The organism is Candidatus Hydrogenedentota bacterium (genome assembly GCA_019637335.1).
In the GTDB taxonomy this organism is placed as follows: domain Bacteria; phylum Hydrogenedentota; class Hydrogenedentia; order Hydrogenedentales; family JAEUWI01; genus JAEUWI01.
In genome coordinates this window covers 79,720-91,990 of the sequence record JAHBVV010000005.1, presented here as the reverse complement: position 1 = coordinate 91,990, position 12,271 = coordinate 79,720, and the positions used below count along the sequence as shown (strand labels likewise).

The following is a 12,271-nucleotide window of genomic DNA, read 5'->3' as shown; positions in this document are numbered from 1 at the left end:
GGTCCACACGCCCCCCGATGCACGGAAAAGCGCTGGAAGTACAAGGTCCCCGCCCATGCCCGCTAACGATTCCCTAATCATTCTCGGACCCACTGCATCCGGCAAGACCGCGCTGGCGATCGCCCTGGCGCGCATCCTGGACGGCGAGATTATCTCGGCGGACTCCCGGCAGGTCTACCGGGGCCTCGATATCGGGACTGGAAAAGACCTCCACGAATACGAAATCGGTGGCCCGCCCGTGCGCCACCACCTGATCGATATCGTGGACCCGCGCGACGAATACAGCGTGTTTCAGTTCCAGCGCGATTTCTTCGCCGCCGTTGCGGAGGTGCAGTCGCGCGGCAAGTTCCCCATCACCGCCGGCGGCACGGGGCTCTACCTCGAAGCGGCGCTCTCCCCGGCAATGATGGTCCCCGTGCCCTACAACGCCGAACTGCGCGCCGCCATGGAGCCCATGTCCACCGAGGTGCTCGCGGAGCGCCTGGTCGCCCTGCGGCCCGATACCCACAACACCACGGACCTTCTGGATCGGGACCGCGTTCTGCGCGCTATCGAAATCGCGGTGCACACCGACAACAGCACCCCGGAACCCGCGCCGCCGCTCAATCCCCTCGTGCTGGGCGTCGCCTGGGACCGCAAGGTCCTGCGCCAGCGCATCGCGCGGCGGCTCAATATCCGGCTCGACGAGGGCCTCATCGAGGAGGTGGAGGACCTGATGGCGTCCGGCGTGCCGTGGGAGCGCCTCGAACAGCTCGGCCTGGAGTACCGCTACGTTTCGCGCTATGTTCGCGGCGCCATCAAGAACCGGAACGACCTGTACCAGAAGCTCAGCGGCGAAATCAGCCGCTTCGCCAAAAGGCAGGATACGTGGTTCCGCCGGATGGAGCGCCAGGGCGTGCCGATCCAGTGGATTCCCGAAGGCCGCCTGGAAGAGGCCCTGGCCGCGATTCGGGCGGCCCAGTGACCCCCATCGCGCGCTACCTGGGCAAGCGCGCCGCGCACGCCGCCTGGCTTCCAGCGCACGGTCACGATCAGCCCGATGGCCTCGCCGGGGCCGTGGTGATCCCCGCGCTCGCGGAACACGATCGCCTCTTCGATACGCTCCGGGATCTCGCCTGTTGCGGACCCGCGCTGCTGGCCAGGACCCTGGTGCTCTGCGTGATCAACAACCGGGCCCCCGGCATCGCGCGGGACACCGATATCGCCGACAACCAGCGCACGCTCCGCGCGCTGCCGGACTTCGCCGCGGCGCATCCCGAACTCCGCCTCGCCTGGATCGACGCCGCCTCCCCGGGGCGCGAACTCGGCCCCCGGGAAGGCGTCGGCCTCGCAAGAAAGATCGGGCTGGACGCGGCGCTGGAACGACTTCACGCCGCCGGCCAGCCCAAGGCGCCGCTTATCTGTCTCGACGCGGACACGCGGGTCGACGCGAACTACCTGGAAGCCCTTTACGCCTTCTTCGAAGCCGGCCCGCGCTGGGGCGTTGCGGTGGCCTACGCGCACCCGGTCGTTGGCGCGCCCGAAACGGCCCGCCCGATTCTCAGCTACGAGCTCTACCTCCGCTACCAGGAGCTTGCCTGGGGCTATGCGGGCTCGCCGTACGCCTATCCCGCGATCGGCTCCGCCATGGCCTGCACCGCCCGGGCCTATGCGGCGTCCGGCGGCATGAACCGCCGCCAGGCGGGCGAAGATTTCTACTTCCTGCAACAGCTCGCGAAGACGGGCGAGATCGGGCGGATCTGGGAGACCACCGTGCGCCCGTCGGGCCGCCCCTCGCACCGCGTCCCATTCGGCACCGGCCGCAAGGTGGGGGCCTTCGCGGCGGACCCGGACGACGCCTACCGGACCTACCATCCGGAGACGTTTCAGGTGCTTCAGGCCTGGCTTGAATCGGCGCCCGGCGCGCTGGCCGAACCGGGCGCGCGCCTCCTGGAGCGCGCCGCGCGGATCAGCCCGGAACTCGCGCGATTTCTGGCCGCGCAGGGTCTTGAGGCGGCCTGGGATAACATCCTGCGGCAGGGCGGCGGCATGGAACAGCGCACGCGGCAATTCCACCAATGGTTCGACGCCTTCCGCACGTTAAAACTCGTCCACCACCTCCGCGATCACGGTTTTCCGCGGCAGGACCTGTTCGAGGCCATCGGGCGCGTCGCGCAGTGGCGTGGGATCGGCCTTCCCGTGGTCCCTTGCGCGGCGATGCGGGACGATCTGGACGGCCAGCGGGCATTGATCGGGCAGCTTCGGGCGTGGCGCCCCTGAACGGCGCATTACGCCCCCGGCGCGCACGGTTGCTATAATGCCCGACCTGCGCGCCCGCTCACCGGGGCGCGCGCGACGGAAGGAAGGGTATTCATGCGCATTCTGGCCGCCGGCGGGGCCGGTTACATTGGCTCGGTGCTGGTTCCCATGCTCCAGGAGCACGGCTATGACGTGGATGTGGCCGATCTGCTCTGGTTCGGCAACCACCTGCCGGAAGGCACGCCGGTCATTCAGAAGGACCTCTTCACGCTCACGGACGCCGACCTGAAGGGGTACGACCAAGTCATTTTTCTCGCGGGGCTTTCCAACGATCCCATGGCGGAGTTTGACCCCGCGATGAATTTTGTGCAGAACGGGGCGCTTCCCTCCTACCTGGCCTTTCAGGCGAAACGCGCGGGCGTGCGCCGCTTTGTGTACGCTTCTTCGTGCTCGGTCTATGGCTATACGGTCAACGAGCTGTACAACGAGGACGCGCCGGTTACGTGCGCGTACCCGTATGGCATCTCCAAGCTGGCGGGCGAGTACGGCGTCATGCAGTTGCAGGACGATTCCTTCTCCGCCATCGCGTTGCGCCAGGGCACGGTCTGCGGACACAGCCCGCGCATGCGTTTCGACCTCATCATCAACACCATGTTCAAGTGCGCGATGGCGGATGGCGTGATCACGGTGAACAACCCGGCGATCTGGCGCCCGCTCATTGACGTGCGGGACACGTGCAGCGCGTTTCTCCGCGCGGTACAGGCGGACAGGGGCATCAGCGGGGTGTTCAACATTGCGAAGGACAACTTCACGGTGGGCCAGGTGGCCGATTTCGTGAAGGACGAGGTGGAGGCGTGCGCGGGGAGGAAGGTGCGGGTCACGATTAAGGATATCCAGGACTTCCGTAACTATAAGGTTTCGTGTGAGCGCGCGAAGACGTACCTGGGCTTCCAGCCGAAATACGCCATCCCGGACATCACGCGCGACCTGTACCAGCATCTGCCGGGGTACGGCGACATGGGGCAACCACGCTATTATAACATCGAGGTGTTTCGGGGGCTGCCGCGGGGGTAGGTGGGGGCCCGGGGGACTGCATCGGGCGGATGGCGTGTGTCGCCGTATGGAACGGAAATGCACGAACCTCCAGATGCTGTAGCCGCAAGGATTTCCGTAACACTTTAGCGGTCTGAAGAAGCGCCAGCCCATTCTTTTCATGCCGCGATCCTACGACGAGAGCGCGCAAGGCTGGGAGCGCAGGCGTCCCCGCCTGCAATGCACCGGAGGTGCATGGCGTGTTTGCGATATCGGCACATGTGATCGGAGAGGCGATTGGAACCGGACTACCGCTGTTTAACAGATTCGCGCCTCCGGCGCGTTGCGGGCGGGCCGCCCGCGCTCCCATTTGTCCGCACTTCCGTTGCGGCGCGGGATTGTATCGTCGAGGTATCAAGCCCAGCTTCATTCCGCTAAAGGATTTCCCGAGGCGATGCCTTGGGCTATGTTGCGCTGGCCCTTCGGGCCGAAGAGATCTGACAGCATGATCGCGGCAGCCCGGATTGCCGTCACACCAGTCAGAGGGTTGGGGGAATGATTCGGATTGCGTTGCAATCCGGGGACAGCCGGGACGGCTATCCTACTCTTTCAGCCGCGCTGGAGGTGGCGGGTACAGGCGCCCGCGATTTTTGGGTGGTTGGGGCGCTTTCGCGGCCGGGCACATGCTGTCGCGGGCTCCAGTCCCCCGGGGTTATGCGCCTTCGCAGCGGGGCAGCAGGGCCTCGGCGATCTGGAGGTCTTCCTCGGTCTTGATGATGTGTCCGGCGAGGCGGCCGATCACGTGGAAGCCGATGCGGCCGGCGTAGGTCGCGGTTGCGCCGGCGTCGATGGCGGCGAGGTAGGGTTCGCGGCGCCAGCCGGTGATGCTCCAGCTGATGCGCTGTATGGGACGCAGATCCTGCGAGTTGGTCTTTTCCGCGAACGTGAAGTTGACCGGGACGCCGTCGAGCGCGCACTCGATTTGCTCGTGGGTGCAACTGAGCAGGGTATCCTCGCCGCCGGCGATCATCGCCTCGACGAAGCCGCGCACTTCGGCTTCGGTGAGGAGGGGCGCGATGGAATGCACCTGGAACACGCGATCGCAGGGATGCGCGCGCAGGAATTCGCCCACGAACTGCTCGCTCGTGGCGGCGTTGTCGGCCAGTTCCCCGGGGCGGCGGTGAAAGCCGGCGCCCTCGGCGGCGGCGATTTCCGCGAAGGCCTCGTGCTCGGAGTTCACCCAGATCTGGTCGAAGCAGCCGGCCGCGTGGCACTTGCGTATGGCGCGCGCGATGAGCGGGACGCCGCCGAGTTGGCGCAGATTCTTTTGCTTCAGGCGCTGGCTTCCCATCCGCGCCGGTATCATGGCGATATTCACTGCGACCGCGCTCCCATACGCCGCGCTATGGCGCTCCCGTTGCCCGAATGCAGACAGGATTCACGCGTGGCGCACGCCTGTTCGGGCTTCCCGCGCCTTACACGTGAATCCTGATCGAGACGGCGCGCGGGAAGGGCCGGTGGCGCTGGCCCCGGCCCTTCCCGGCGCCAGCAGTCACTCTGAAAAAATTTCCTTCAGGTTCACGCTCCGGACCGGCGCGATCTCCGCGAGTTTCTCCATTCCGATCTTGTCGCCGTCGCCCACGACGGAGATGAGCTTCGGCTGATCCGCGATGATGCTTCCGTGAAACTGGAGCAGGTTTGGCAGGCTGCTCGCCAGCACGGAGTTGAAGGCGGCCTCACGCGGGTCGCCGGGCAGCCCAAGCTTCTCCCAGCCCCGCACGGCGCCGGCCACGCCGCGGAACCCGATCTTGCCGGTGCGGTAGCGGTTGATCAGGGCTTCCCGGGTGGTGGCGAAGCGTTCCTCGGATGCGGGCAGATCGTCGAGCAGTTCGATAAAGGCCTTCACCGCCTCGACGGTCTTGTCGGCCTGGCTTCCGATGACGCCCACCATGAGGCTCTGGTCGCCGATTTCGTCGCCCTCGATGTAGCGGGCGCCGGCGGAATAGGCCAGTGCGCGGGCCTCGCGAAGTTCCTGGAACACGATGCCGGCCATACCCCCCGCGAAGTAGTTGTTGTAGAGGTCAATGGCCGGGCTGAGACCCGGGTCGTATTTCACGCTGCCGAATTCCAGCCGGATCTGGGCCTGGGCCGCGTCCTTGTCCACGAAGTAAATTTCGGTGTTCCCCGGCGCGCGAATCGGGCGTTCGGGCAAGTCCGGGGCCGGCTTGACGGTCCTGCGCGGGCCATAGAACCGCTTCAGGGCGTCCACCACCGTCTCCAGCGGCAACGTGCCCACATACGTCACGTCCTGCGGGTAGTCCAACAGCGCGCGGCCATTGGCGTAGAGCGCCTTCGCGCCGATCGCTTGCACCTCGGCGTTCGTCATGCGGGTGAGGTGCTCCGACTCCGCGCCGAAGCGGTTGTAGGCCACGAGCGCGCTCGCGATGCTCTCCACCTGTTTCTGGGCGTCTTCGCGCTGCACGAGAATGATCTTCTTCAGTTCGTCCAGGACACCGGCATCGGCGCGGGGATCCGACATCAGGGCCTGGAGGAGCGACACCGATGAAGCGAAGTTCTCGTCGAGCCCGGAGAGGCTGATCGAGGACTCCTCCTCCGCGGCGCCGATGCTGAGATCGGTGCCGAGCTTGTACCATTCCTTTCGGAGATCCTCGGCGCTCAGGTCCTTCGTGCCGGATTTGTCGAAAAGCATGGCGGCCATGTTCAGCGTGTTGTCGGTGCGGGTGCCCACGGGGACGCGAATCGACAGGCTGAAGAGGTCGTTCAGGGGATTCTGCACGTAATACAGGCGCACCCCGTTCAGCGGTTCGACGATGGTCAGATCGTTGTCCCGGTCGACGAATTCCGGTTCTATGGGCTCGACCGGCATCTGCATGATGCGCGCCGCGAATTCCGAGGATCGCTGCGGGTCGATCTTGATGGCGGCGAGTTCGGGCTTCTCGATATCCGGCACTTCGTGCGGCGCGTCTTTACGTAGGCCGGCGACGTAGTTGTCCCCGAAGTAGGTTTTGGCGACGCGCATGACGTCTTCTTTGGTCACTTTTTCGAGGCGCTCAAAGCGGGCGACGTGCTCATCCCAGTCCTGAAATTCGAGCCACGTGGAGCGCATGTCCGCGACGCGCGCGGGGTCGGATTCGAGGCCGCGCTTGGTGGTCTTCTTGAAGTCGTTGATAATGGCGGGCAGGAGCCAATCGTCGAATTCACCGTTCTTGATGCGCTCGATTTGCTCCAGCAGGAGCGCCTCGACTTCGGCGAGGGTCTGCCCCTCTTTCGGGATGCCCCAGAGGAACTGGGCGCCGTAGTCGTTGTAGATTCCGGGATAGGAGCCCGCCTGGCGCACGCGCTGCTGCTGGTTGAGGTTGATGTTGATCAGGCCGGCGGAGGCATTGTCGAGTATCATGTCGAGCAGGGTGAGCGCCTCGTAGTCCTCGTGCTTGTTGGAGGCGGTCCGGAAAGCGAGCATGACGAACTCTTCGCCCTGGTACGTGCGGACCACTTCCTCGCGGCCCTGGAGCGGCTGTTCGTCCCACGATTGCGGGCCGGGCAGCGGCTTCGGCGCCCACGGCGAGAAGTACTGGTCGATGAGCGCGATCGTCTCGTCCTTGTCAATGTCTCCTGAGATGAAGATGGCCATATTGTTGGGGACGTAATAGGTGTCGTAATAGTCGCCGATATTCTTCAGCGACGGGTTCTTCAGGTGCTCCACTTTGCCGAGCGTCGGCTGCTGGCCGTATGGATGCGTCTTGTAGAGCTGGCCGTCCACGGCGTACTGGATGATCCGGTCCTTATTGTCGAGGGCGCGGTTCATCTCCTCGTACACGGTTTCGAGCTCGGTCTGGAAGAGGCGGAACACGGGGCTCGCGAAGCGTTCCGCTTCGATGGCCGCCCACTGCTCCAGGCGATTCTTTGGCAGGTTGATCTTGTAGACAGTCTCCTCGTGCCAGGTGTGCGCGTTGAGCATCGTCCCGCCCATGGCCTTATAGAGGCGGTCCATCTCGTTGGGGATGGCGTATTCGGCGGCTTTCATGGTCTCGGCGTTGATTTCCGCGTAGAGTGCTTTCCGCTTTTCGGGATCGGTTTCGTGGAAGTGCTGCTGGTAGAGTTCCTCGATCCGCTCGATGTGCGGGCGCTCGGCCTCGTAGTTCAGCGTGCCCAGCTGGGTGGATCCCTTGAACAACAGGTGCTCCAGGTAGTGCGCGAGGCCGGTCGATTCGGCCGGATCCTGTTTGCTGCCGGCGCGGACGGCGATTTCCGCGTAGAAGCGGGGCGTCTCGCGGTTCACGGTCAGGTAGACGGTGAGGCCGTTGTCCAGCTCATAGATCGACACGGCCATTTCGTCGTTGGGATTGGGCGAATTGACCTGTTTGTAGCCCGCGGCCGCGGGGCCGCTCCACACGGCCGCGAGGGCCAGAATCAGGCCGGCGCACCAGATACGCGTACTTACCATGAAATGAGCATCCTTACGCTGTCGTTCCCGGCAATCCGGCCGGTACGTGGTTAATTCGGTTATCCTCCGGCGCCCGGGCGCCGCCGCATCGTGCTCCACTCTATTCGGAACCCGCCCAAACCTGTGTAGCTACCCTGGCGCGCGTTCCCGGCCTGTCAGGCCAGCGCGGGCACCTCGAAGCCCTTCCGGTACTCCCTGGTCAGCAGCGCGTTCGCCTCGGCGTCGCTCAGGATCTGGTGGCGATCGGCGTCAAAATGCACCGTGCGGCCGACCCGGTACGAGATATCGCCCAAGTGGCAGATGGCGGCCGCTTCCAGGCCCTGGCGGGCGGTGGATGTAATGCGCCGCGGGTCGTTGTTCCGGATGGCCTCCACAAAGTTGTTCAGGTGCGCGTCGGTGGCGTTGACCCGTTCCAACGGGGTCTCGTCGGGAATTTCCTGGCCCGCCGTGTCAAAAAACTTGCCTTCGGCCATCCAGCCCTCGGAACCGTAGAGGAACAGGCCCACCTGCGTGTTGTGTTCCTTCGGGCTGAAGCGCCCGCGGACTTCGTTGACCAGCATCGTGCCATCGGCGAAGGTGGCGGTGCTGACCTGCGTGTTGGGCGTCTCGGCGGCGTCTTCATACCCGTAACGGCCCCCCTGCGTGTGGATCTTGACGGGGAGACCCCGATCCAGCGCCCAATTGGCGATGTCGGTGAAGTGGACCAGGTTGTTGCCGACTTCCCCGTTGCCGTAGCGCCAGAACCAGTGCCAGTTGTAGTGCACGTAGGCCGGGTTGAAGGCCTGTTCCGGCGCGGGCCCCTGCCACAGCGACCAGTCCAGGCCGGCGGGCGGCTCGGAATCCGGCTGCGCGGGGATCGCGTCGCGGCGGTTAAAGCATACGCAGCGCGCGAGGTAGATGTCGCCGATGACGCCGGCGCGGGCGCGTTCCACCATGCGCTGCCAGAGCGGTTCGGAGCGGCGCTGCGTGCCGTGCATCAGGATCTTGCCGGCGCGCTGTTCCGCCGCGATGAGTTGCAGGCCCTCCCAGTAGGTATGGCACAGCGGCTTTTCGACGTAGACGTGCTTGCCAGCGTCCAGGCCCCAGATGGCGGCGAGCACGTGCCAGTGGTTCGGCATGGCGATGGTGACCGCGTCGATCTCCGGATCCGCCAGCATGTCGCGGTAGTCGCGGTATTGCTTCACGGGGCGGCCAAGCTTTTCCTCGGCGGCCTTCGCCTCGCGGTCCAGCACGGACTGGTCCACATCGCATACGGCGACGAGGTCGGCGTGCTCCGCGGCGAGAATTCCGGAGATATGGTTGCGGCCGCGGTTCTGCAAGCCCGCGACGCCGACCCGTATCCGTTCGTTGGCCCCCCGCGCGGACGCGGGCAGGATGGTCACTGCGGCGGCGCCGGACAGGGCGAGGAAATGGCGGCGGTTCATCTGCATGGGCATAGCTCCTTCTACCGGGGGGCGCGTGGTGCGCCCGTTTCTGCGCAAGAGGGCATGGTACACCATGGGTGGCGGGGGCGCCAAGGGCATCGCCCGGGGGGCTCGGGGGCACGGCCGGAGGGAACCTGGATTGGGGGAGCAAAGATTACACCGAGTACGCAGGGCAACCATTGGCCGCAACCGAAGAAATGATCACCACGAAGGGCACGAAGAGCACGAAGGAAAGAAGTTGGAGAAGGATTGATAGTCACGCGAAAGCGCAAAGACGATGATCGAGGGCGTGACGCGCGGTTTGGGCGGTCGGGGGATTGGATTTGGAGCCACAGAGCGCGCAAAGAACACAAAGAACACGGGGGAGCCGCTGGGCGCCACCAAGGAATTGATCACCACGAAGGGCGCAGGGCGGCGGTCGTTGGCCGAAACCGAACAACGTTGAACCGCGAATTAGCGCGAATGGATACGAATGAACAGAGGACCATCTTGCATTGGGAATCCGAGGCTGTATTCACGGCATCAATGGGCCGTTCGAACCCGGCGCTCACGCTGCCTCAGGCTGGAAGCCCAAGCCACGTTGGCGGGCGTTGAACCTGTGGGGTGACTATGGCTCTTCCGAGTTTACTTCGGAAAGACTTGTCTGGAAAACATGCAAATGACGAATAAGGGTACGAATTCACACGTATGACGTGGGATTCCGAGGCTGCGTTTCCGATGTTGATGGGCGGCTTGAACACGGAGCACCCGTTGGCGCGGGTTGCATGACCTGGGGTTTACGGCGGGTTGGTGGCCTACAGGGCTTCGAGCGGGACCAGCGGGGCCAGGGGCGCGGATTGCAGGCCCGGCGCCTGGCCAAAACCCGGCGCGAAGCCGGTATCGTCCGGCGCGATGGACTCCAGGTCCACGGACTGCTCCACTTCCTGGATTTCGCGCTGCACGTCCGCGTACCAGCGGCCCGGCGGCTTGGGCCCGTCCTTGAGGTAGGCCTCGCGGTAGCTGCCGCCTTGCACACCGGTGATCCGGTCAATATTGAAGAACTCGATATTTGCGGGGACCTCGAAATCCCGGACGGGCATCCCTTCCTGCGCCTCTTTCATGAATTCGATCCAGACGGGGGCCGCCTGGTGTCCGCCCGTGAAGGTGCGGCCTTCGGCGTCGCGGCCGGTCCCGAGGGGCCGGTTGTCGGCGTAGCCCAGCCACACGACGCATGTGAAATCCGCGGTGTGGCCGGCGAACCAGGCATCCCGGCTGTCGTTGGTGGTGCCGGTCTTGCCGCCGCGCGGCCGCCCGATCTCGTGGGTGCGCCAGGCGGTCGGCTGCCAGCCGCCGCTCGCGGGGGTGGCGACGCCCTGGAGCATGTGGTTTACGACAAAGGCGACGTCTTCGCGCATGGCGATCTCGGGGGCGATATCGGGCTGACGGTAGCGCGTCAGGCCGTCGCGATCCTTGATTTCCGTGATCATAACCGGGCGGTGGAGCTTCCCCCCGCGGGCGAAGGTGGAGTAGGCGGCGCACAGTTCCAGCACCGACACCTGCGGGGTGCCGAGCGCGATCGTGAGCCCCTGGACGTCCGTCTCTATGCCGCAACTCTGGAGGTAGGAACGCACGACCGGCACGCCGAGGCGCTCCACGAGCTTGACCGAGACGATGTTGGTCGAGCGCTCCAGGGCGTGGCGGATCGACATGGGCCCCCGGAAATTGCCATCAAAATTCTTGGGCGCCCACGGCTTTCGGTTTCCGTCGAGCCGGACGAAGGGCTCGTCCACGATGACGGTTGAGGGGCTCATGCCCTCGGCGATGGCGGCGGCCCAGACAAAGGGCTTGATGCTTGAGCCGATGAGGCGCTTGGCCTGGGTGGCGCTGTTGAATTTTATGGTGTCGAAATCGCGCCCGCCCACCATGGCGCGGACCTGCCCCTCGTATCCTTCGCGGTTGTCGATGCAGACGAGCGCGCCGGAGACGGGCACAAACTCTTCTTCTCGCCCGACCTTCGTCAGCCAGGTGAGCTTTCGCTGGTCGAAATCGTCGAGGGCCTTCAAGAGCGCCCCCTCGGCCGCCCGCTGCATCCGCATGTCGACCGTGGTGTGAATCTCCATGCCCTGCTCCAGCACTTCTTCCTTGTCGTACTGGGCGTAGATGTATTTGCGTACCTCCTCCACGAAGTAAGGCGCCTTGAACTTGGTGGGGGCCCATACCCCCCTGCGGGCGTCCTCCAGGGCCAGGCGCTCTTCCGGCGTGATCACCGACTCGTCGAGGTCCTCCGCCCGGGCCGCTTCGTATTCCGCCTGTGTTATGAAGCGGTTATCCAACATCTGCCCCAGCACGATGTCCCGCCGCGCCAGCGCGTTCCTCATGTTGTAGATGGGGTTGTTGATGTTCGGCGCGCGGGTCAGCCCGGCCATCGTCGCCGCCTCGCCCAGGGTCAGCTCCCGGCAACTCTTGGCGTAGTACTGGCGCGAGGCCGCTTCCACGCCGTAGGCGCTGATGCCGAGGAAAATCTGGTTGAGGTAGAGCTCGAGAATTTCGTCCTTGGTGAATTCGCGCTCCACCTGGAGCGCCGTGATCGCTTCGCGGATCTTGCGCTCGAGGGTCACCTCGGTGCCCACCGAAAGGTCCTTGATATTCCGGACCACCTGCTGGGTGATGGTGCTGGCGCCGCGAAAATGCCCGGTCTGCAGGCCGGTCAGCGCCGCATTTATGATGGCGTCGGGACGCACGCCCCGGTGCTCGTAGAAGGGGTGATCCTCGGTCGCCAGGAACGCCTTGATCAGGTGCAAAGGCATCTCGTTGAGCGGCACCAGCTGCCGCTCCTCGATGGTAAACTGGCCCAACAGCTCGCCGTCCGAAGAATAGACCTTGCTGCCGATATTCGGGCGAAATTCCTCAAGCGCCTCGATGGTGGATTTCGCGTCCTCCAGCACCCAAACGAAGACGCCGAGGCTCGCGCCCCAGACCGATCCGGCGACGAGCATCAGGAAGAAGAACAGCCCCGCGCAGCCGCGGTTCATGGCGCGTGTGATTTTTCGGGGTGGGGGGCCGGGAGCCTTGGTGGACATTGGGGTTTCCTGTGATCGGGGCCGGCGGGTACTGCCCGCGGCGCTTGCCGATA

General features: G+C 65.0%; 7 protein-coding genes. 3 read left to right on the top strand and 4 right to left on the bottom strand.

All coding sequences use genetic code 11. The annotated features are described in order from the left end of the window. Positions 1–55: 55 nt before the first annotated feature. The 3 genes from miaA (at position 56) to KF886_08300 (ending at position 3,312) form a co-directional block, all read left to right on the top strand. Complete coding sequence (miaA, locus tag KF886_08310) at positions 56–964, top strand: tRNA (adenosine(37)-N6)-dimethylallyltransferase MiaA (protein ID MBX3177347.1); 909 nt, start codon at positions 56–58, stop codon at positions 962–964. Next, positions 961–2,259 (top strand): hypothetical protein, encoded by a 1,299-nt coding sequence (locus KF886_08305; GenBank protein MBX3177346.1) that lies wholly within the window; start codon positions 961–963, stop codon positions 2,257–2,259. Before miaA ends, KF886_08305 begins: the two co-directional genes overlap by 4 nt. Positions 2,260–2,352: 93 nt before the next feature. Then, positions 2,353–3,312, top strand: coding sequence for an SDR family oxidoreductase (locus KF886_08300; GenBank protein ID MBX3177345.1), 960 nt, complete (start codon positions 2,353–2,355; stop codon positions 3,310–3,312). 670 nt (positions 3,313–3,982) lie between these two features. Here KF886_08300 and KF886_08295 read toward each other — a convergent pair. From KF886_08295 to KF886_08280, 4 genes are all read right to left on the bottom strand, one after another. Beyond that, positions 3,983–4,636: an NTP transferase domain-containing protein gene (locus KF886_08295; protein MBX3177344.1), complete on the bottom strand. Its 654-nt coding sequence runs from the start codon at positions 4,634–4,636 to the stop codon at positions 3,983–3,985. Positions 4,637–4,822: 186 nt separating this feature from the next. Continuing rightward, positions 4,823–7,735, bottom strand: a complete 2,913-nt coding sequence (locus KF886_08290) for an insulinase family protein (protein ID MBX3177343.1) — start codon at positions 7,733–7,735, stop codon at positions 4,823–4,825. 155 nt (positions 7,736–7,890) lie between these two features. Further along, positions 7,891–9,165 (bottom strand): Gfo/Idh/MocA family oxidoreductase, encoded by a 1,275-nt coding sequence (locus tag KF886_08285; GenBank protein ID MBX3177342.1) that lies wholly within the window; start codon positions 9,163–9,165, stop codon positions 7,891–7,893. Positions 9,166–9,953: 788 nt separating this feature from the next. Then, positions 9,954–12,218 (bottom strand): PBP1A family penicillin-binding protein, encoded by a 2,265-nt coding sequence (locus KF886_08280; GenBank protein ID MBX3177341.1) that lies wholly within the window; start codon positions 12,216–12,218, stop codon positions 9,954–9,956. Positions 12,219–12,271: the final 53 nt, after the last annotated feature.